The following is a 19,539-nucleotide window of genomic DNA, read 5'->3' as shown; positions in this document are numbered from 1 at the left end:
CCGCGCCGGCGTCAGATGATCCGCGAGTCGATCACCGCCCGGTCGCCGCGGTACCGCGAGAACCCGTACTCGACGGGCGTCCCGTCCGCCAGGCACATCAGCCGTTCGATGTGGAAGATCGCCTGCCCGGGATCGATGTCCAGCAGGTCGGCCGTCCACTGGTCGGCGTTCACGGTGCTCAGCAGCAAGCGTCGAGCCTCCGGACGCGCACCGGCCTTCCGGACCAGCACGTCCGGCACGTACTCGGTGAGCGGTTCGGCGACCAGGTCGGGGAAGCGCTCGTGCGGGACCCAGCTCGTCCGGACCCGGCTCGGTTCGCCGTCGAACGAGATGAGGCTCTCGACGAAGAACGCGCTGCTGCTGGTCATCTGCAGGTTGCGTCGGACGGTCTCCGGCGCGGTCACCTGCTGCACGCACAGGTGCACGATGCTGAGCCGGGGTGACTCGAACACGCTGCCGCCGGCCGTCTCGCCGTAGATCGTGACCTCGTCGGACGTGCGGGCCAGGCTCACCGAGGCGACGGGCCGGACACCGAACGTGCCGGATCGCGGTGCACGGGTGAGCAGCCGCTGTTCCTTGAGCAACGTCAGCGCAGCCCGCAGGACGTTCCTGGTCGTGCCGTACAGGTCGAGCAGCTCCCACTCGTAGGGCAGCGGGCCGGTGAACCGGCCGGCGACGATGTCGGCCCGGATCAGGTCGGACACCTGGCGCGCTGCGTCGGAACGTCGGTTGAACCCGATCCAGTGCCCCGGCGCCGACGGGGTCGTCCCGACGCCCATGTCGGTCCAGGCCGCGGTCGGGGCGAACTCCTCCGGCACGATCCCGGTCACGAGGCCACCCCCACCGTCGAGACGTCGCCGGTCCAGCCGGCCCACCGCAGGAACTCCCGGGCCAGGCGCACCGGGTAGTCGGGCGCCTGGATGTCGAGCGAGACGAACACGCGTCGGTAGAACGTCGGTCCGCCGAGCAGGTCGACGGCGATGCCGAGGTCGACGTCCGGACGCAGGTCGCCGGCGTCCATCGCGCGCTGCAGCATCGCGTTCACCCGCAGCCGCCGGTCCAGGTGCCACTCGGTGACGGCCTCGGCGACGCGCGGCTCGTGCGACGCGGTCTCCACGATGAGCGGGAGTGCGCGGCCGACCGGCGTCGCGACCAGGGCGTGCACCCACCCTCGGGTGAGCCCGAGGACCCCCTCGGCGATCGGGGCGTCCTGGATCGTGGGGATGTGCTCCTCCATCAACCGGATGACGGTCTCGGTGAGCAGCACCTCCTTGCTCGACCACCGCCGGTAGATCGTCGCCGCCCCCACCCCGGCCGCGTCGGCGACGGCCCGGATCGTGAACGCGCGCGGGTCGCCCTCGGCCAGGATCTCCACGCACGCCGTGTAGACGGCCTCGCCGACGGCGGCACTCCGAGGCCGACCGCGGACCGGCGCCGCGGTGCTCGTCACCGTGCTCGTCGCGGGGCTCATGCCGCGTCCCAGTGCTCGAGGACCCGGTCCATGCTCCAGACCTCGCCGATCTTGGCGGCGATGTCGAACAGGTTCGCCTCGTGCACGCTCGGCAACCGGTCGCCCACCGCCTCGCGCACGACGATCGGCACGAACCCGTGCTGCATGGCGTCCGTGGCGGTCGCGCGGATGCACCCGCTCGTCGACAGCCCCGCGATGAACAGGGTGTCCACACCGCGGGCGACGAGGTCGGCAGCCAGCGAGGTGCCGAAGAACGCACTCGGGTACTGCTTGGGCACCAGGGTGTCCCCGTCCTGGGGCTCGAGCCCGTCGACGAACGCCCCCGTGGACGCCCCAGGCAGGTACGCGGCGAGCGCCGGCACCTTGCGGAAGAACACCCCGGCGTTCGACCCGTCGGCGGACAGCGCCATGGTGGTGATCGCCACGTGCACCCCGGCGGCGTGGGCAGCGATCGTGAGCTCCCGCATCCGCTCGACGGGTTCCTCGACCCCGGCGTAGAGCCCGCAGTCGGGGTCGACGTAGGCGCGGACCGGGTCGACGACGACGAGCGCAGCGCGTCGTCCCGGCTGCAGCGCGCCGGTGAACCCGGCCGCCGCGTAGTCCTGGTGGTCGTCGGTCATGGGGTCCTGCTTCCGTCGTGGGTGGTCGTTGCCAGGGTGGGGACGGTCACGTGGACGCCCCCGGCTCGGGGACCGGACCCGACCTGTCGGGCCGGAGTGGTGCCTCCCGGTCGGGTGGTCCGAACGGACCGAACGCGACGATGAGCGCACCGAGGGCCGCGCAGCCGGCGAAGGTGAGCGCTGCGGCGCGGACGCCGTCGACGAACACCTGGACGTCGCCGGCCGGCAGGCCGAGCAGGCTGCCGTCGTAGGCGGCTGCCGCCTGGGACGCGGACAGGCCGCCCGTCGCGATCGCGAGTCCGAGGGCCGTCGAGAACAGGAAGCCGGCGTTCTGCAGGGCGGAGCGGATGGCGTTGGCGATGCCGCGTCGGTGTTCCGGGACCCGGGTCATCAGTGCGGACGTGCTCGGCGTCATGAACACGCCCGTCCCGACCCCGACCGCGCCGAGGCCGGTGGCGGTGACGACGTAGGCGCTGCCGTCGGCGAGGGAGACCGCGAGCACCGCGGCGCCGAGGGCGATGAGGAGCATGCCGATGGTCGACAGGGTCCTGGCGGCCACGCGACGGGCGAGGAACCCCGCGGTCACGGCGGCGACGGTCGTGCCGATCGGGGTCGGGAGCACCCAGAGGGCGGCCTCGACGGCGTCCTTGCCGTCGACGGCCTGGAACGACAGGGATGCCAGCAGCACCAGTGCGTAGCTGGACAGGGCGCAGAGACCAGCTGCGGAGAACAGGGTGATGGTGGCGCGGTCGCGGAAGATCGCCGGGTCGACCAGGGGGTGCGCGACCCGGCGCTGGGTCCACACGAACACGCCGCCGAGGACGACTGCGCCCGAGGCCATCGCCACGACGGGCACGGCCGACCAGCCGATCGAGCCGCCCATCGAGACGGCACCGACGAGCAGGCCGACGGCCGCGACCGACAGGATCGACCCCGGCACGTCGAGGCGCTCGCCGGAACGGGGACGGGTGCTGTGCGGGATCAACCGGAGCGACCAGACGAGTCCGGCGAGCGAGATCGGCACACCGGCGAGGAAGATCCAGCGCCACCCGAAGGACTCGGCGACCAACCCGCCCACGACCGGGCCGATGACCTGCCCCACCGCGGCGACGGTGGCGTTCAGGCCGAGGCCGAGCGACAGGATCGACTCCGGGAAGACGTCGGTGAGCAGTGCGGTCGTGTTCGTGACGATGGCCGCCGCACCCACGCCCTGCACGAGCCGGGCGCCGAGCAGGACGGCGGCGTCCGGGGCGAACCCGCACGCGAGCGAGGCGAGCAGGAAGACGAGGATGCCGGCGATGTACAGGCGGCGCCGACCGACGAGGTCGGCGATCCGTCCGAAGACCAGGATCAGGGTGGTCGTGGTGAGCATGTAGCTGAGGAGCACCCAGCTGGACTGCACCGCGCTGGCGTCGAGGTCGCGGCTGACGTCGGGGAGCGCGACGAGCAGGGCGCTCGAGGAGATGAAGACGAGGACGACGCTCAGGCTCGAGGCGCAGAGCACCTGCCAGGCGCGTCGTCGGGCGGCGCCCTTGTCGATGGTGCGGCTACTGATCGGTCGGCCCTCGCACGGCGGACGACGGCGGCACCAGGCGGTGGTGCGTCGTGACCCGCTGGAAGGCGGCGGCCGCGGACAGCACCAGGCGGTCGTCCCACGGCCGCGCGACGAGCTGTACGCCGACGGGTAGACCGTCGGGCGCGGTACCCGCCGGCATCATCAGTGCCGGGAACCCCACGTAGTCGAACAGGCGGGTGTTCCGGGGGATGACGTCGTGCAGGTTGAACCGCTCACCGTCGACGGACATCGTCAGGTCGTCGAGTCGCGGAGCGGTGGCCCCGATGCCGGGGGTGAGCACCACGTCCACGCCCGCCTCGTCCATCCGCGCGACCATCGCGGCCTGCACGAGCGGGCGGCGGCGGAGCGCCCGGAGGTAGTCCGCCGCGGTCGGCAGGAACGACACGTCGAACCGGGCTCGGGTCCCGGCGTCGAACAGGTCGGCCGTGGCGGCGTTGGCCTCCTGGTTCGCGGCGAGTTCGCCGTAGAAGACGGTCCAGCACTCCGCGTCGATCGACTCGAGGTCGTCGAACTCGATCGGCACGAGGGCCGCTCCGAGGGCGCGGAACTGCTCGGTCGCGGCGGCGTGGGCGTCGAGCACCGCGGTGTCGACGCGTTCGGTGAACCAGCCGCGCGGCACCCCGATGCGGAGCTCCTCGACCCGTTCCGGTGCCGCTTCGATGAGCGGGACGGCGGTGAACGTCGTCGGGTCCTCGCCGTCGGACCCGGCGATGACCGCCAGGACGAGCGCGAGGTCCTCGGCGGAGCGGGCCATCGGTCCGACGTGGTCGAGGGTCCACGACAGGCTCGCGACCCCGGTGCGCGGCACGAGGCCGTAGGTCGGCTTGATGCCGGTGGTGCCGCAGAGTGCGGACGGCACGCGGATCGACCCGCCGGTGTCCGATCCGAGCGCCAGCGGGACGATCCGGGCGGCGAGCGCCGAACCCGACCCGGTCGACGAGCCACCGGTCCAGCGCTCGGGGTCCCAGGGGTTCCGTACGGCACCGTAGCGGGCGTTGTGCGGCCCCCCGCAGGCGAACTCCGTCGTGGCCGCCGTGAACACGGGGATCGCGCCGGCTGCACGGAGTCGGGCCACGACGGTCGCGTCGGCCGGGGCCACACGGTCGCCGGTCTGGAGCGAGCCGCTCGTGACGATCGTCGCCGCGACGTCGATGATGTCCTTCACGGCGAACGGGATGCCCTCGAGCGGCCGGGCCTCGTCGTCCGCCCAGCGGCGGGTGGACTCGGCGGCGGCTGCCTCGGCTCCGTCCACCAGGCGCAGGACCGCGTCCGACCAGACGTCGTCGCTCGTCCAGTGCGGGGCGAGTGCGGCCAGGACGGCGGACGGGGTGGTGGTGCCGGAACGGTAGGCGTCGAGGAGCTCGACGACCGTGGCAGCGGCGGGGTCGGCGGCGGCGGGGCGGGACGCCGACGGCGCGTCTGCGGGCCGGGCCGGGGTCGTGTCGGCGCCCGTGCCCGGTGTCGCCGCCACGGCCGGGGCCGCCTCGATCGCTGCGCCCAGGAGCAGGCCGAACAGCTGCGCACTGTGTGCCGGTTCCGCGCGCAGCGACGACGGGGCTGCCGGCAGCGGGTTCGCGCGGCTGGCGGCCAGCGCCCGGTCGAGCTGCGGGGCGATGGTGCCGCGGACCACGGCGGCGACGTCCGTCACGCGGGGACCGCCGCCGGTGCGTGGGCGTCGGCGAGGTACCGGAACACCCCGGGCTGGCGGTCGCGTCCGAGCGGGAAGTCGTGGCGTGCCGCGGCGACCTCGCCGACGTCGATGGTGGCCCGGATGATCGGCCCCGCCTGGTGGGCCGGTGCCGAGACGACCAGGTCGCCCCGCGGTGAGACGACCGACGACCGACCGAAGTAGCTCACGGTCTTGCCGTCGACGGTCTCCTCGCCGCCGCGGTTCGGGGCGACGATCCACGTCTGCGTCTCGAGCGCGCGGACCTGCAGTTCCTGGGTGAACAGGGTCTCGCGGAAGCCCATCGACGACACGAGCACGAGCATCACCTCGGCACCGGCGGCCCGCGATGCGAGCCAGTACTCCGGGAAGCTCCGGTCGTAGCAGATGAGCATCCCGAAGCGGGTGCCGAGCGCGTCGAACACGACCGGCCCGGAGCCGGCGGCGAAGTAGTGCTTCTCGTCGACGTCGGAGATCGCGTTGGTCGGGATCGAGGTCTTGCGGTACGACGCCACCTGCTCGCCGTGCACGTCGGTGCCGTGCACGAGCGTGCCGTCGGCGTCGATGAGCACGGCGCTGTTGTACTGCGCGTCGCCCGCGTCCTCGTACAGGCCGAAGGCGACGGCGGTGCCCAGACGCTTCGCCGCCGCTGCGAACCGTGCGGTTGCGGGGCCGGGGACGGGCTGCGCCCAGGCCTTGCGGCTGTCGTTGACCACGCCGCAGAAGTAGGGCGTGGTGCAGAGCTCGGGGAACACGACGAGGTCGGCGCCCTCGGCCGCCTGTTCGAACAGGGCGATGAGCTCGTCGAGCGCGACGTCGCCGTCGGCCGGGGTCTGTCCGGCCTGCACGACCGCGACCTCGATGACCGGTCGGCTCCCTGCGGCGCTCATGCGGTGACCGCGCTCGGAGCAACGGACTCCACGCCCTCGCGGGTGCGCATCAGCGGCTGGATGCGGGTGCCGAAGTCGTCCATGCCCTGCAGGAAGTCGTCGAACACGACCATGATGCCCTTCGTGCCCTCGACGACGGCGGCCTCGTCGAGCATCGCAGCGACCTGCTCGTACGAGCCGACCAGCGTGCCCATGTTCATGTTCACGGCGCCCTCGGGCAGGGAGATCCGCTTGGCGGTGTTGCCCTCCTCACCCTCGGTGTCGGTGAGCGCCTGGCCCGTCATCCACGAGATCGCCTCGACGTCGACGCCGTCGTTGTAGAGCGCCCACTTGGCCTGGGCGGCCTCCTCGGTCTCGTCGGCGATGATCATGAACAGCACGTACGAGCCGACGTCACGACCGGTCTTCGCCCGCGCCTCGATGAGGGCCTTGTTCTGGTCGGCGTAGGCGGTCGGGGTGTTCACGCCGACGCCCATCGAGAAGTTGTAGTCGGAGTACTGGGCGGCGAACGCCATGCCCTGCGACGACTGGCCGGCCGAGACGATCGGGATGTGTCCGGTCGGCTTCGGCAGCATCTTGCAGTCGTTCATCGTGAAGTAGTCGCCCTTGAAGTCGGACTCGCCGTGCTCCCACAGCTCCTTCATGACCTGCATGTACTCGGTCTGGTAGGCGTAGCGGCGCTTGAAGTGCACGTCGTCGCCGGGCCACAGACCCATCTGGTCGTACTCGGCCTTCTGCCACCCCGCGACGAGGTTCAGGCCGAAGCGACCGTGCGAGATCGAGTCGACCGTCGCCGCCATGCGCGCCGCGATCGCCGGCGGGATCGTCAGGACCGCGGTGGTGGCGAACAGGCGGATCCGCTCGGTGCGGGCGGCGAGACCGGCCATCAGCGTGAACGACTCGAGGTTCTCGTCCCAGAACCCGCTCGGGCCGCCGTACCCGTGCAGCTTGATCATCGACAGCGCGAAGTCGAAGCCGTACGCCTCGGCCTTCTGCACGATCTCGAGGTTCAGGTCGAAGGACGGCTTGTACTGGGGCGACGTGGTGGAGATGAGCCAGCCGTTGCTGCCGATCGGGATGAAGACTCCGATGTCCATGGGGGACTCGCTTTCTGTGGTGGGTGTCGAGCAGGGAGGGGGAGGACGAGGTGGGTCAGGAACGCTTCGCGGCGGCCTTGGCGGCGGTCGCGACGGAGTGCCGCCGGATGGTCTGCGACACGGCGACGGCGACGATCAGGGCGCCGCCGTAGAACAGCTGCTGGACGAAGTTGTCCGCGCCGAGCATCTGCAGGCCGACGACCCCGGAGAACAGGAAGTACACGGCGATGAAGGTGCCGATCGCGTTGAACCGGCCCGGGATGATGGCGGTCGCGCCGAGGTAGCAGGCGGCGAACGCCGGGAGCAGGAACGACTGTCCGCTCGACGGGTCCGCGCCGCCGAGCGTGCCGGCGTAGACGACCCCGGCGACCGCGGCGGTGAGGCCGGCGCCGACGAACGCACCGACCCGGAGCCGTCGCACGTTCAGCCCGGACAGTTCGGCGACGGTGCGACCGGTGCCGACGAACAACAGCCGTCGGCCGACCGGGGTGGCGCTCAGCACGACCAGGACGACGACGGTGGCGATCAGGCCGTACACGAACGCCAGCGGCAGGCCGGCGAGCCCGCGCCACCCGACCGTGGCCTGCACGAGCGCGGGGTCGATGCCCGTCACCGACGACGAGGCGCTCATCCACTGGATGATCCCGATCATGAACGTCGAGGTGCCCAGCGTGACGATGAACGAGTCAATGCGGAACCCGACGGTGAGCAGGCCGTTGACGAGCCCGACCACGACGCCGATAACGAGACCGGCGGCGATCGCGGGCACGAGCGGGACGTCCATCTTCGCGTTGAGCACGGCGATGGTCATGGCGGAGAGCGACATCGTCGAGGCGCCGGACAGGTCGAACTCGCCCGCGGTCAGCGGGAAGAGGAACCCGAGCGCCAGGATGAGCAGGACCGACTGGGACCCGAGGATGTTCTGCAGGTTGCCGAGGGTCGGGTAGGTGTCGGGCAGCGCGATGCTGAACGCGATGACGATGACGAGCCAGGCACCGAGCAGGGCGTAGCGCTCGGTGTGCCCCCATGAGAAGCGCGGGCGGGTCGGACGGACGATCGAGGTCTCGAGGACGGGGTCGGCGGTGGTGGACATCAGGCGTTCTCCTTGACGAGGGAGGGAACAGCAGCAGGGGACGGAGCAGCGGCGGACGGAGCAGCGGGTTCGGCCGCGTCGACGAGGCTCGCCACGACGGCGGCCGCGATGACGTCGCGGTCGACGCGTTCGTCGGTCAGCACGTCGTGCACGCGGCCGTGGGCGAGGACGACGACGCGGTCGCACAGCTGCGCGAGCTGGTCGTAGTCGGTGGACGCGCAGACGATGGCGACGCCCTGCTCCGCACTCCGGCGGAGCATCGAGAAGATCGCCGCGCGGGCGCCGACGTCGATGCCCTGGGTCGGTTCCTGCAGCAGCACGAGCCGGGGGTCGTCCTGCATCCACTTCGCCAGGACGGCCTTCTGCTGGTTGCCGCCGGACAGCGTGCCGAACAGGGCGGACGGGTCGGCGGGTCGGACGTCGTAGTCACGGACGAGTCCCGCGACGTGCGACCGTTCCCGTGCGGGGGAGAGGCCGAGCAGCCCTCGGAGCTTCCCGAGGACGGGGAGCGTGACGTTCTGCTCGACGGACAGGGTGAGCGCCCCGCCCTCGCGCTTGCGGTCGGCGGGGACGTACACGACACGGCGGGCGATGGAGGAACCGGGCGAGACCCGGGTCAGGTCGATCGGGGCGGCTTGCACCCCGTCGTCCCGCACGGTGAGCGATCCGGTCGCGGGTCGTGCGCCGTACAGGCCGGGCAGCACGTCCTCGACCCCGGAGCCGGCGAGGCCGGTGATGCCGACGACCTCGCCGTCGGCGACGTCGAACGACAGGCCGTCGACGACACCGACCCGGAGGTCGCGGACCGCCACGACGGCGTCACCGGTGGTCGCCGGCCGAGGGGTCCTGGCGGCGGCGCCGTCGAGCCCGCGTCCGACGATGAGCGCGACGAGTTCCTCGGCCGTCGTCGTGGCGGTGTCACGGTGTGCCTGGACCCGGCCGGCCCGCAGGACGGTGACCCGGTCGGCGTGCTCGAGGACCTCCGACATGTCGTGCGACACCAGCAGTGCCGAGGTGCGGCCGTCCGCGACGAGGTCCTTGACGACCCGGAACAGCAGGTCGGCGTCCTCCTTCGGCAGGAACACCGTCGGCTCGTCGAGCACGATGAGCGCGCGGTCGTCACCGAGTTCGGCGACGGCCCGCAGGATCGCGACGAGCGCCTTCTGGGTGTCGGAGAGCTCGTCGATCCGTGCACGGGGGTCGATGTCGACCCCGTACCGCGCGAACAGCTCGGCGGCGGCGCGGTGCTCGGCGCCCCAGCGGACGAAGGGGCCCCGGCCGGCCACGACGGTCGCGAGCCGCAGGTTCTCGGTCACGCCCAGGGACGGGACGAGCGCGAGGTCCTGGTGGACGAAGCTGATCCCGACGCGGCGGAAGTACCCGGGCGGCACCGGCAGTGGCAGTCGGGCACCACGGACCTCGATCGTCGCTCCCGGCTCCGGCGCGTAGGTGCCGGACAGGATCTTGATGAGGGTCGACTTGCCGGAGCCGTTCTCGCCGAGGAGCGCGTGGACCTGGCCCGGCAGGACCTCGAGGTCGACGTCGTCGAGTGCGGTCAGTCCGCCGAAGCGCTTCGTGAGTCCGCTGATCCGCAGCACCGGCACGGCGGTCACTCGGCCGCGCCCCAGATGGCCTCGTACCCGGTCTTGTACGCGTCGCCGTAGCCCTTGCTCGGCGCCGGCGGGGTGCCGGTCTCGTCGACGTTGTCCTTCGTGAAGACCTTGAGCGGGGTCTTCTCGTCACCGTCCTCGATGATCGGGGTGTCGGTCAGGACGCGGCCGGCCTGGTCGAGCGTGGCGTACGCGAGCCACTCCATGTTCTCGCCGATGTCCATCGTGAGGACGCTGCCGTCCTGCAGGATCTTCAGCACGGCGGGGGTGCCGTTGTACGACGAGGTGAACACCTGGCCGGTCTTGCCCGCCGCGGTCACGCCGGCCTCGACGTAGAGGGTCATCGAGTCGTAGACCGGCAGCACGTAGTCGAGGTTCGGGTTGGACTGCACGGCGGACTGCACCGTCGACGAGATCTTCGTCGCCCAGTCGGCGACCGGCACGTTCGTCACCTTGACGCTGCAGCCGTCGCACTGCGCCTCGAACTCGTCCTGCATCGCCTTGACGATGCCGTCCGACGGGGGGACCTCGGAGGACGTGATGATCAGGACGTCGCCCTGGCCCTTCGTCTCCTTGATGGCCCAGTCGGCGTTGAGCTTCGCGGCCTCGTGGAACGGGGCGGTCACCTGCGCGGCGACGAGGTCCTGCAGCTGGTCCGGCAGCGCCTCGCCGGTCTGGTACGTGTGGCTGATCAGCACGGGGATCCCCGCGGCCTTCGCACGCTTCAGCGCCGGGACGATGAGCTCACCGTTGACGCCCTGCGCCAGCACGATGATGTCGGCGCCGCGGCTGATCGCCTGGTCGATGCCGGCGGAGTGCTCGGTGGGCGTGCCCTGGTTCGTGTACTCGATCCACTTCGCGCCGTACTGCTCGGCGACCTTCTCGCCGGCCTCGTCGACCGCGGTGATGAAGGGGACAGCGGACGAGTTCGGGATGTTGAAGATCGTCTTGCCGGCGATCCCCGACATGTCGAAGGGCTCGCCCTCGAAGGTGAACTCGGGGTCGACGCTGGCCGCCTCGATCTGGCTCGTGGCGTGCTCGACCCCGGCGGTGTCGTCGCCGGAGGTCGTCGATGCGGTCGACGTGGCCGAGCAGGCGGACAGGAACAGCACGCCGGAGAGTGCGGCGGCGAGGAGCGCGGGGCGGGGGAGACGCGTTCGGGACGGTGCGGGGGACGACATCGGTCGGGGACCTCCTGGACGGGTGGAGCAGGGAAGGTGCGGGGAAGCTGCAGCGGGTACGACGAACACCCCGCGGCGCGGGGTGGCGTGTGCAGGGAGCCGGGAGACGTTCACCGGCGGCGGCGGGGCGTCGGGGTGACGCCGGCCGCTGCAGTGGGGCTGATGCGAATGTAACGGCAGCGGGGAGCCAGCAGGCGGTCGCCCGGTAACGGTCCTGTTAGGCGTTTGTTTCGCTGGTGTTAGGCCACCCGTCGCGATGGTGCGCGCGGGGCGTCCGCCGCGTGGTTCCGCGGGGGACGACTGCGCCACCGAGGCCCGTGCACGCGCGGATCCGGGCGGTGACGGGGCGGCGACGGCGGGGCGAAACACGCTGGACGCATCCGAGGCGACTTCCGGTAACGGCGCTCTCACAATTCGCAGGCGACGGCCGCGCACGGCGGCTGGCGGAATGCCCCGGGCCCCCGGACGCACAGCCCGGCTGACCGGGACATTCCGGTGTTGCCGGTCCGGGGGTCGCTGGCGTAACCCAGCCGATACGGATCCGGTACGACGGCGAAACGAACGAGCGGTGGACTGCACCAACGACCGCAGCACCAACCACCACGACAGGAGCACCCCGATGATCACCACCGTCGTCGCCGGCAACCCCAAGCCGGCCTCACGGACGCTCGACGCCGCGACGGTCGTGCTCGAACGCCTCACCGGTCGCGCCCCCGACCACGTCGTCGACGTCATCGACCTCGGCGCCGGCCTGCTCGGCTGGGGCGACACGGCGGTGTCCGACGCCGTCCGGACCGTCGCCGGCTCCGACCTCGTGGTCGTCGCGTCGCCGACGTTCAAGGCGACCTACACCGGTGTGCTCAAGCTGTTCCTCGACCAGTTCGGCACCGGTGACGGACTCGCCGGGGTCGTCGCGGTACCGCTCATGCTCGGTGCCGGTCCGGCCCACGCGCTCGCCCCGGAGGTCTTCCTCAAACCGGTGCTGGTCGAACTCGGCGCGACCGTCCCCGCCCCCGCCCTGTACCTGAACGACAAGCAGTACTCGGACCCCGCATCGACCGACGTCTGGCTCGCCCGTTGGCGGGACGTCGTTGTCGGTGCGACCGCCCGCCACCAGGAAGGAACCGCGTCATGATCAGCCCCTACTCCACCGAGGCCCCGGACCTCTCCGCACTCAAGCAGGCGTTCTCGGGCTTCCCCTGCGGTGTCGCCGCGCTGTCCGCCGTCGTGGACGGCGAACCGACCGTGCTCGTCGCGTCGTCGTTCACAGTCGGGGTCTCGCAGGACCCGCCGCTGGTGATGTTCGCGGTGCAGCACACCTCGACCACGTGGCCGGTGCTCCGCGACGCCGGCACGATCGGCGTCTCGATCCTCGGCGAGGGGCACGCGCAGGTCACGCGGCAGCTCGCCTCACGCGACAAGTCGGTCCGGTTCGTCGGGGTCGACACGACGGTCGCCGACACGGGAGCGGTCTTCCTGCAGGGGGCGCCGATCTGGCTGGAGTGCTCGGTCGAGCACACCTACCCGGCCGGCGACCACGACATCGTCGTGCTCCGCGTGCTCGGACTCATGTCCGACTTCGCGCACAGCCCGCTGGTCTGGCACCGGTCCGCCTTCGCGACGCTGAGCGCCTGACCTGCGCTGCGTGCCGGACCGACGCTGCGTGCCGGGCCGGCACCGGGCAACGGACAGGAGGCCCGGACCACGTGAGCCGATCTGCTCACGTGATCCGGGCCTCCCGTCCACACCGCGGCGTCAGCCGCGCAGCGCCTCCGTCAGCTTCACGCGACTGCCCGTCCGCAGCAGCGCGTTCTCGTAGACGCGGGCGCCCACCAGGACGACCACGACCACCGCGGCGACCACGATCAGGAGCGACAGGATCGGCTCCCACCACTCGGCCGTGCCGAGGAAGATCCGCATCGGCATGCCGATCGGTGCACTGAACGGAACGTACGACATGATGCCGAGCACGGTCGGGTTGTTGTACGCGACGATGATCAGGATGTACGGGATCATCACGAGCATCATCACCGGCGTGGTGACGCTGCCGACGTCCTCCTGACGCGACACGAGCACGGCCGCCGCGGCGAACAGCGACGCGATGAGCACGAAGCCGACGGCGAAGAACCCGACGAACCACAGGATGCTCGGGCCGAGCATCGAGAACATGTTGTCCTGCCCGGTCACCGCCAGGGTGACGACGGCGGCGATGGCCACGGCGACGATCTGCGCGAACGCCATCACGCTGTTGCCGAGGACCTTACCGGCGAGCAGCGCCCTGGCCGAGATCGCGGACATCAGGATCTCGACGACCCTGGTCGACTTCTCCTCGACCACGCTCTGCGCGATCGACTGGCCGAAGGTCACGGCCGAGGCGAAGTACACGACGCCGAACGCGATGGCGATGAGGTAGACGAGTCCGCCGGGCAGCGCGTCCGGGTCGAGCAGCTCGATCCGCGGTGTGACGCTCAGCGCGGAGACGACGTCGGTCGGGGCTTCGTCGAGGCCGACGACCTTGTAGCCGAGCGGGTCGTCGGACGGCACGATCGCCGCGTCGACGTCGCCGTTCTGCACGAGCCGTTCCGCGTCGGCGACGGAACCGGACTTCGTGACGTCGAGCCCGCTCGTGGTGGGCAGCGAGACGCTGTCGACCACGGCGACCGGCGTGGTGTCGTCGGCGGTGGCCTTGCCGACGATGCCGCCGACGACGATGGACGCGACGACCATGCCGATCAGGATGAGGGCGGAGACCACGAAGGCCTTGCTGCGGATGCGTGCCTGGATCTCGCGTGCGGAGACGAGCCGCACGGCCTGCACGAAGGAGTCGTTCATCGGATGACCTCCCGGAAGACCTCGCTGAGCCGCGGGACCCGCGGGGCGAACGACCCGACGGTGCCCTGCTGGACGGCCCGCTGCAGGACGTGTTGGGCGGTGGACGGGTCGGCCTCGAAGACGGCGTAGCCGCCGTCGAACTCGCGGACCGTCACACCGGGCTCGTCGCGGAGCCAGGCGACGTCGCCGTCGACCAGCAGCTCCCAGGCGGCGGGCCCGGCCTGCTTGCGGAGTTCGTCCTGCGGGCCGGCGGCACGGATCGTGCCGCCCGCGATCACGACGACGTCGTCGCAGAGCCGTTCGACGACGTCGAGCTGGTGGCTCGAGAACAGCACCGGGGCCCCGCGCGCCGCGGTCTCGCGCAGGACGCCGAGCACCGTGTCGACGGCCATCGGGTCGAGGCCCGAGAACGGCTCGTCGAGCACCAGCACCTCGGGATCATGGGCCAGGGCCGCGGCGATCTGCACCCGCTGCTGGTTGCCGAGCGACAGCTTCTCGACGGGGTCGTCGGCGTGGCCGGTCAGCTCGAGTCGTTCGAGCAACTCGGTGGTCCGCGTGGTCGCCGCGCGCTTGTCGACGCCGTGCAACCGGGCCATGTAGGTGATCTGCTCGGCCACCGGCATCTTCGGGTACAGCCCGCGTTCCTCGGGCATGTAGCCGAAACGGCGGCGGTCGGCGGGCCGGACCGCGGTGCCGTCGATCGAGACGGATCCCGCGTCGGCCTGCAGCACGCCGAGCATGATCCGCATGGTGGTCGTCTTGCCGGCGCCGTTGCCGCCGACGAACCCGGTGAGGCGGCCGTTGCCGACCGTGAACCCCACGTCGTCGAGCACCCGGCGGTCGCCGAAGTGCTTGGTCACCCCTTCGATGGTGAGCATGTCGTACCCCTCTCGCGACGGCCTGCGCCGCCTGCGTCGACGCTATTGGCCGGGAGGCACGGGGCGCCTCCGCCATCCGGCGGGACTTGGGTGGGTGGTCGGCTCCACCGCGCGGCGGAGGGGGCGGGCTGCGTCGTCCCGCGGTGCCGTGGTGTGCCTCCAGGCCGGATGCGTGTGCATCTTCCGACGTTCCACGCGTCGAACGACTCACGTTCTGTCGGAACATGCACCCGCACGCAATGCGTGTGCATCTTCCGACGTTCCACGCGTCGAACGTCTCGTGGAACGTCGGACTTCGCGGCGGCGGCCGGTCGGCGAGTCGGGCTCGGTCAGCCGGCGACGCCGTGCTCGAACGCCCAGACGACGGCCTGGATGCGGTCGCGCAGCGCGAGCTTCTGCAGCACGTTCGACACGTGGGTCTTCACGGTGGCGTCACCGACGTACAGCTCGGCGGCGATCTCGGCGTTGCTGAACCCCCGGGCGAGCAGCCGGAGCACCTCGGTCTCGCGCTCGGTGAGTCCGGCGGCTGCCAGCGCGCCGTCCGCGGTCCGCGCGCTCGCCACCGGCGCGGCCGTCGCTCGGCTGATCACCCGGCGCGTGACGTCGGGCGCGAGCAGGGCGTCCCCGGCGGCGACGGTCCGGACGGCGTCGATCAGCCGTTCGGGGGAGGCGTTCTTCAGCAGGAAGCCGCTGGCACCAGCCTCGAGCGCCTGGAACAGTGCGTCGTCGCTGTCGAACGTCGTCAGGATGAGCACCGCCGGCGGGTCCGGCAACGCTGCGATCCGCCGAGCGGCCTCGAGCCCGTCGACGCCGGGCATCTGCACGTCGAGGCACACCACGTCGGGGCGCAGGGCCCGGACGGCCTCGACAGCACGGGCACCGTCGGGGGCTTCGCCGATCACGCGGAACCCCGGCTCGGACTCCAGGATCACGCGGAACCCGGCTCGCACCAGCTCCTGGTCGTCCGCGAGCACGATCGTCAGGTCGGTCGTGCCGTTCAGGTCGTTCGTCTCGTTCACGTCGTCGGCAGCCATGCCCGCACCAGGTAGCCTCCCCGGGCGCGTGGCCCGATCTCGATCCGTCCGTCGACGGCGGCGACCCGCTCCCGCATGCCGATGTGCCCGAGGCCGCTGCCCGACGTGTTCCGCGCAGCACGGTCGCCGTGCCCGTCGTCGGTGACCTCGACCTCGACGCCGTCGTCGAGGTACCTGAGCCGGACGTCCGCGCGGGCGGTGGGGCCGGCGTGCTTGAGGACGTTCGTCACGGCCTCCTGCACGATCCGGTACGCGACGGCGGCGACCGTCGGCGGCACGGGACGCTCGTTGCCCACGACCACGTACTCGGTCGGGTGACCGGCGACCCGAGCGGACTCGGCGAGCTCGACGATGCGTGCGATGCCCTCGGTGCTCGGAGCGTCCCCGACACCGCGGTCACCGGTGCCCGGTTCGTCCGCCGACCGCAGGGTGCCGAGCATCCGCCGGAGTTCCTCGACAGCCGTGCGCGCACTCTCCTCGACCACGCCGAGCGATGCCGTCGCCTGCGCGGGATCACGGTCGATGACCCGTCGGGCAGCGCCGGCCTGCACGCCCATCAGGGACACGTGGTGCGCGACGACGTCGTGCAGTTCGCGGGCGATCCGGACCCGCTCGATCGTCACGGCCTGGGCAGCACTGCGCTCCCGTTCGGCTGCCAGCTCCGCGGTGCGCTCGTCGAGCTGGTGTCGGGCGACGGCCGAGGCCCAGGCCCGGTTGCCCGCGTACCAGGCGGCGCCGAAGTAGATGACGTTGATCACGATGTTCAGCAGCGAGTACGCGATGTACGGCGGGATGAGGGCGCCGTCGTCGTTGGGCAGTGCGTTCGGTACCGCCCAGCCGAACGAGATCGCGAGGAACAGCCACGCGAACATCCCGCCGATGACGACCCACCGGACCACCTCGGCCCGCACCCGGTCGGCGCACCATGCACCGACGGAGTACAGCGAGATGAACAGGGTGAAGTTGACCAGGAACACCTCGGGCACGTGCAGGAGCTGCGTGGCCGCGAACGCCAGCGCGGACAACACTGCAGCGGACATCGGGAACCGGCGACGGAACGCGATCGGGACCGCGTTCGCGACGATCATCAGGGCCGAGACCCACCAGGCCGCCTGGTCGTCGCCGTAGATGCCGGACGCCCCGTACAGGACGGTGGTGATCGTCAGGCCGGCGGCGAGCACCAGGGCGAGCACGGCGTCCTGGCGGTGCTCGCGGCGCCCCACGGGCAGCCGTGACCACTCCGCTGTCGTCCCCATGCAGCAAACGCTAGCGGGTGCCGCCCCCGTCCAGGCCGTCGAGGGCCGCGAGGACCGTCGTGACCTCGGTGCGCGTCGTGTAGTCGACGTGCACGTCCACGAACCGGACGACACCGTGCTCGTCGATGACGAAGACCGACGGGAACGGGATCGCGGCGGTTCCGTCGGCGTTGCTGTCGGCGACGTCGAACCCGAGCTCCGTGTGGGCTGCTCGTGCCTCAGTGCTCGGCGCCGTGACGACGCCGAACCGACCGGCGAGCACGTTCTCCGGGTCGGACAGGACCGGGAATGCCAGCTCGCCGTTCGCGATCGACTGCTCGGTGCCCTCGGGGGTCTGCGGCGAGACGGCGACGAGTCGTGCCCCGCGTCCCTGCAGCGCGGGGAGCAACTCCTGCTGGTAGGTGCGGAGCGTGAGGTTGCAGTACGGGCACCAGGCGCCGCGGTAGAACACGATCACGGTCGGCGTGTCACCACGCGCGGCGCCCAGTGACGTGGCGGCGCCCGTCGCGTCCAGCAGTGGAGCGTCCGGGGCGTCGTCCCCGACGGCGAGGACACCGTCGGGGACGCCGTCGGCACGCAGGTCGGCCTGTTCCCGATCGAACACGGCGCTGAGCTCGGGGCCGATCTGCGCGGTGAAGCCGTCGTTGAACTCGTCGACTCGACGAGCGATGGTGTCGTGGGGCATCGGGTACTCCGTGGTCGTGGGCGGCCGGGTCGCCGTCGGAGGGAGCGTAGGCACGTCCCGGGGCTCGCGGTCCCGTCGCTCGTCACGGAGCGTCACGGAACCGGGTGGTCGGGGAGTAGCCTCCGGCCAACGAGCAGGAGAGTCACCATGCAGTTCCTCGTCAACGTCATCGACGACGGGCAGGCCGACGCCGCCGGTCGCACGGAGTCCGCTACCCAGGCCGAGGCCACTGCGGTCGATGCCCTCAACGAACGCCTGGGCGATGCCGTCGTGTTCGCCGCCGGGGTGTCCGCCCCCGCCGATGGCACGGTCGTCGACGCCCGTGGCGGCGGTTCGGACACCACGCCCGGACTGGTGGCCGACAGCGCCGAGTTCGTCGCGGGCTTCTGGGTCATGGAGCTGCCGGATGCCGAGACGGCGCTCCGTGTGGCGCACGAGGCGTCGCGGGCGTGCAACCGGAAGATCGAGCTGCGTCCGCTGCTGTGACGGCGGCGTCACCGTGCGGAGTGCCTCCGCGCCTGCCGACCACGGCGGGCACGGCGCTCGCCGCCGTGACGAGCGCCCCGACCACGAACGTCGCCGCGTAGCCCGCCGTGCCGACGAGTGCGCCCGATGCCGCCGATCCCACGGCCTGGCCGAGCACGAGCGCGACGAAGAGCATCGACGTCCCTGCCGACGACCGCGCAGCGTCGAGTTCGGTCGTCCAGGCGATCAACGCGCCGGTGGCCGCTGTGTAGCCCCAACCGAACACCGCACACGCCAGCATCGCGACCGCCGTGGACTGCGGCGCGGTACCGAGTGCGACGACGGCCACCGCCACGGCGCCCGCGGTCACCGCCCAGAGCGTCCGCGCGCGGAGTCCGCTCGTCCACCGAGCCGTCACGGCGACCGCAGCACCGCCGACCCCGAGCGCGATCCACGCCGACACCGACACCGCGACGGGCGCGCCCGCGTCGACCAGCGCGGAGCGGCCGTAGGTCCACACGACCGCCGATCCGGCACCGAAGAGCAGCGCGAGCGCGATGACCCGTCGGTGCACCGCGAACCACGCCGTCCCCGGTGCGGTTGGTCGGTCACCGCCGGACCCGCTCCCACGGGACACCACCAGCAGCACGACGCCGACGACGAGTGCGAAGACCCCGGACCACGCCCAAGCCGTCCGCCAGTCCGGCAGGAGCACGAGTGCGAGCGCCCCGGCGGCGATCAGCCCCGGGCCGGTCCCCGAGTTGACGACCGCCTGCGCCGTTCCCTGCACGGACCCCGGCGCCGTGCGCGACACGAGCTGCACGAGGGCCGGTGACGCGAGCCCCGCTCCGGTCGAGGCGACCACCGCAGCGATCCCGAAGGACCACGGCCCCGGCGCCGCTGCCATCGCGAGCGCACCGACCCCGGCGACCCCGGCGGCTGCGGCGACGAGCACCCGGGGGACGCGTGCGGCGACCAGGAACCCGACCACCGCGCCGACGCAGTACATCGCCGAGGCCCCCGAGGAGACCCACCCGGCGGCGTCCGGGCGCAGGCCGAGGTCACGTTGGACGTCGGGCAGGAAGAGGCCGAACGCCAGGCGCACCAGCCCGTACGTCGCGGCGATCAGGGCCAGACCGCTGCCGAGGAACACCCACTGTCGTAACGAAAACGATCGTTTCACTT

Annotated in this window: 19 protein-coding genes; 3 read left to right on the top strand and 16 right to left on the bottom strand. The window is 71.7% G+C overall.

Going from position 1 to position 19,539, the window contains the following annotated elements; genetic code table 11:
- Positions 1-11: 11 nt before the first annotated feature.
- Genes HQQ88_RS16995 through HQQ88_RS16950 form a run of 10 tightly spaced genes read right to left on the bottom strand, consistent with a single transcriptional unit; the run spans position 12 to position 11,204 of the window.
- The gene (locus tag HQQ88_RS16995) at positions 12-830 is read right to left on the bottom strand and encodes a GntR family transcriptional regulator (RefSeq protein WP_173170438.1); all 819 of its coding nucleotides are present in this window, start codon (positions 828-830) and stop codon (positions 12-14) included.
- Positions 827-1,471 carry a TetR-like C-terminal domain-containing protein gene (locus HQQ88_RS16990; RefSeq protein WP_132099817.1) on the bottom strand — a complete coding sequence of 215 codons (645 nt, stop codon included), beginning with the start codon at positions 1,469-1,471 and terminating at the stop codon, positions 827-829. Before HQQ88_RS16990 ends, HQQ88_RS16995 begins: the two co-directional genes overlap by 4 nt.
- A complete protein-coding gene (locus HQQ88_RS16985) occupies positions 1,468-2,091 on the bottom strand; it encodes an isochorismatase family protein (RefSeq protein WP_173170436.1) in 624 nt (207 codons plus the stop codon). Before HQQ88_RS16985 ends, HQQ88_RS16990 begins: the two co-directional genes overlap by 4 nt.
- Before the next feature lie 46 nt (positions 2,092-2,137).
- Positions 2,138-3,595: an MFS transporter gene (locus tag HQQ88_RS16980; RefSeq protein WP_165932389.1), complete on the bottom strand. Its 1,458-nt coding sequence runs from the start codon at positions 3,593-3,595 to the stop codon at positions 2,138-2,140.
- Positions 3,596-3,638: 43 nt separating this feature from the next.
- Positions 3,639-5,315, bottom strand: coding sequence for an amidase (locus HQQ88_RS16975; RefSeq protein WP_173170434.1), 1,677 nt, complete (start codon positions 5,313-5,315; stop codon positions 3,639-3,641).
- The gene (locus tag HQQ88_RS16970; RefSeq protein ID WP_132099820.1) at positions 5,312-6,223 is read right to left on the bottom strand and encodes a carbon-nitrogen hydrolase family protein; all 912 of its coding nucleotides are present in this window, start codon (positions 6,221-6,223) and stop codon (positions 5,312-5,314) included. Before HQQ88_RS16970 ends, HQQ88_RS16975 begins: the two co-directional genes overlap by 4 nt.
- A complete protein-coding gene (rutA, locus tag HQQ88_RS16965; protein ID WP_131846595.1) occupies positions 6,220-7,320 on the bottom strand; it encodes a pyrimidine utilization protein A in 1,101 nt (366 codons plus the stop codon). Before rutA ends, HQQ88_RS16970 begins: the two co-directional genes overlap by 4 nt.
- Before the next feature lie 55 nt (positions 7,321-7,375).
- Entirely contained in the window at positions 7,376-8,413 is a 1,038-nt protein-coding gene (locus tag HQQ88_RS16960; protein ID WP_123341179.1) for an ABC transporter permease, read from the bottom strand.
- Positions 8,413-10,026: a sugar ABC transporter ATP-binding protein gene (locus tag HQQ88_RS16955; protein ID WP_248703865.1), complete on the bottom strand. Its 1,614-nt coding sequence runs from the start codon at positions 10,024-10,026 to the stop codon at positions 8,413-8,415. Before HQQ88_RS16955 ends, HQQ88_RS16960 begins: the two co-directional genes overlap by 1 nt.
- Complete coding sequence (locus tag HQQ88_RS16950; RefSeq protein WP_173170432.1) at positions 10,023-11,204, bottom strand: sugar ABC transporter substrate-binding protein; 1,182 nt, start codon at positions 11,202-11,204, stop codon at positions 10,023-10,025. Before HQQ88_RS16950 ends, HQQ88_RS16955 begins: the two co-directional genes overlap by 4 nt.
- 619 nt (positions 11,205-11,823) lie before the next feature.
- Between HQQ88_RS16950 and HQQ88_RS16945 the strand changes: the two genes are divergently transcribed.
- Together HQQ88_RS16945 and HQQ88_RS16940 are read left to right on the top strand one after the other, a co-directional pair.
- Complete coding sequence (locus tag HQQ88_RS16945; RefSeq protein WP_173170430.1) at positions 11,824-12,339, top strand: NADPH-dependent FMN reductase; 516 nt, start codon at positions 11,824-11,826, stop codon at positions 12,337-12,339.
- Positions 12,336-12,839, top strand: a complete 504-nt coding sequence (locus HQQ88_RS16940) for a flavin reductase family protein (protein WP_123673676.1) — start codon at positions 12,336-12,338, stop codon at positions 12,837-12,839. Before HQQ88_RS16945 ends, HQQ88_RS16940 begins: the two co-directional genes overlap by 4 nt.
- 120 nt (positions 12,840-12,959) lie before the next feature.
- Here HQQ88_RS16940 and HQQ88_RS16935 read toward each other — a convergent pair whose 3' ends face one another.
- From HQQ88_RS16935 to HQQ88_RS16915, 5 genes are all read right to left on the bottom strand, one after another.
- Positions 12,960-14,036 (bottom strand): ABC transporter permease, encoded by a 1,077-nt coding sequence (locus HQQ88_RS16935; RefSeq protein WP_132099822.1) that lies wholly within the window; start codon positions 14,034-14,036, stop codon positions 12,960-12,962.
- The gene (locus HQQ88_RS16930) at positions 14,033-14,914 is read right to left on the bottom strand and encodes an ATP-binding cassette domain-containing protein (protein WP_173170428.1); all 882 of its coding nucleotides are present in this window, start codon (positions 14,912-14,914) and stop codon (positions 14,033-14,035) included. The genes HQQ88_RS16935 and HQQ88_RS16930 overlap by 4 nt, the downstream gene beginning before the upstream one ends.
- 329 nt (positions 14,915-15,243) lie before the next feature.
- The gene (locus HQQ88_RS16925) at positions 15,244-15,948 is read right to left on the bottom strand and encodes a response regulator transcription factor (protein WP_173170426.1); all 705 of its coding nucleotides are present in this window, start codon (positions 15,946-15,948) and stop codon (positions 15,244-15,246) included.
- Entirely contained in the window at positions 15,930-17,204 is a 1,275-nt protein-coding gene (locus HQQ88_RS16920) for a sensor histidine kinase (RefSeq protein ID WP_173170424.1), read from the bottom strand. Before HQQ88_RS16920 ends, HQQ88_RS16925 begins: the two co-directional genes overlap by 19 nt.
- 10 nt (positions 17,205-17,214) lie before the next feature.
- Positions 17,215-17,889, bottom strand: a complete 675-nt coding sequence (locus HQQ88_RS16915) for a peroxiredoxin-like family protein (protein WP_123939331.1) — start codon at positions 17,887-17,889, stop codon at positions 17,215-17,217.
- A gap of 147 nt (positions 17,890-18,036) precedes the next feature.
- Between HQQ88_RS16915 and HQQ88_RS16910 the strand changes: the two genes are divergently transcribed.
- Positions 18,037-18,375, top strand: a complete 339-nt coding sequence (locus HQQ88_RS16910; RefSeq protein WP_173170422.1) for a YciI family protein — start codon at positions 18,037-18,039, stop codon at positions 18,373-18,375.
- Here HQQ88_RS16910 and HQQ88_RS16905 read toward each other — a convergent pair.
- Positions 18,281-19,537, bottom strand: a complete 1,257-nt coding sequence (locus HQQ88_RS16905; protein ID WP_173170420.1) for an MFS transporter — start codon at positions 19,535-19,537, stop codon at positions 18,281-18,283. The two genes, HQQ88_RS16910 and HQQ88_RS16905, sit on opposite strands and share 95 nt — an antisense overlap.
- Between the last annotated feature and the right edge of the window lie 2 nt (positions 19,538-19,539).

The organism is Curtobacterium sp. VKM Ac-2861 (assembly GCF_013204965.1).
Lineage (GTDB): Bacteria > Actinomycetota > Actinomycetes > Actinomycetales > Microbacteriaceae > Curtobacterium.
The sequence above is the reverse complement of the archived record's forward strand: the minus strand, read 5'-3'. Positions and strand labels throughout refer to the sequence as shown.

Coding starts and splice junctions, on each gene's coding strand:
- HQQ88_RS16920 (WP_173170424.1), bottom strand. CDS start 17,204: ATGGGGACGACAGCGGAGTGGTCACGGCTGCCCGTGGGGCGCCGCGAG.
- HQQ88_RS16985 (WP_173170436.1), bottom strand. CDS start 2,091: ATGACCGACGACCACCAGGACTACGCGGCGGCCGGGTTCACCGGCGCG.
- rutA (WP_131846595.1), bottom strand. CDS start 7,320: ATGGACATCGGAGTCTTCATCCCGATCGGCAGCAACGGCTGGCTCATC.
- HQQ88_RS16945 (WP_173170430.1), top strand. CDS start 11,824: ATGATCACCACCGTCGTCGCCGGCAACCCCAAGCCGGCCTCACGGACG.
- HQQ88_RS16940 (WP_123673676.1), top strand. CDS start 12,336: ATGATCAGCCCCTACTCCACCGAGGCCCCGGACCTCTCCGCACTCAAG.
- HQQ88_RS16960 (WP_123341179.1), bottom strand. CDS start 8,413: ATGTCCACCACCGCCGACCCCGTCCTCGAGACCTCGATCGTCCGTCCG.
- HQQ88_RS16925 (WP_173170426.1), bottom strand. CDS start 15,948: ATGGCTGCCGACGACGTGAACGAGACGAACGACCTGAACGGCACGACC.
- HQQ88_RS16910 (WP_173170422.1), top strand. CDS start 18,037: ATGCAGTTCCTCGTCAACGTCATCGACGACGGGCAGGCCGACGCCGCC.
- HQQ88_RS16970 (WP_132099820.1), bottom strand. CDS start 6,223: ATGAGCGCCGCAGGGAGCCGACCGGTCATCGAGGTCGCGGTCGTGCAG.
- HQQ88_RS16950 (WP_173170432.1), bottom strand. CDS start 11,204: ATGTCGTCCCCCGCACCGTCCCGAACGCGTCTCCCCCGCCCCGCGCTC.
- HQQ88_RS16990 (WP_132099817.1), bottom strand. CDS start 1,471: ATGAGCCCCGCGACGAGCACGGTGACGAGCACCGCGGCGCCGGTCCGC.
- HQQ88_RS16930 (WP_173170428.1), bottom strand. CDS start 14,914: ATGCTCACCATCGAAGGGGTGACCAAGCACTTCGGCGACCGCCGGGTG.
- HQQ88_RS16935 (WP_132099822.1), bottom strand. CDS start 14,036: ATGAACGACTCCTTCGTGCAGGCCGTGCGGCTCGTCTCCGCACGCGAG.
- HQQ88_RS16915 (WP_123939331.1), bottom strand. CDS start 17,889: ATGCCCCACGACACCATCGCTCGTCGAGTCGACGAGTTCAACGACGGC.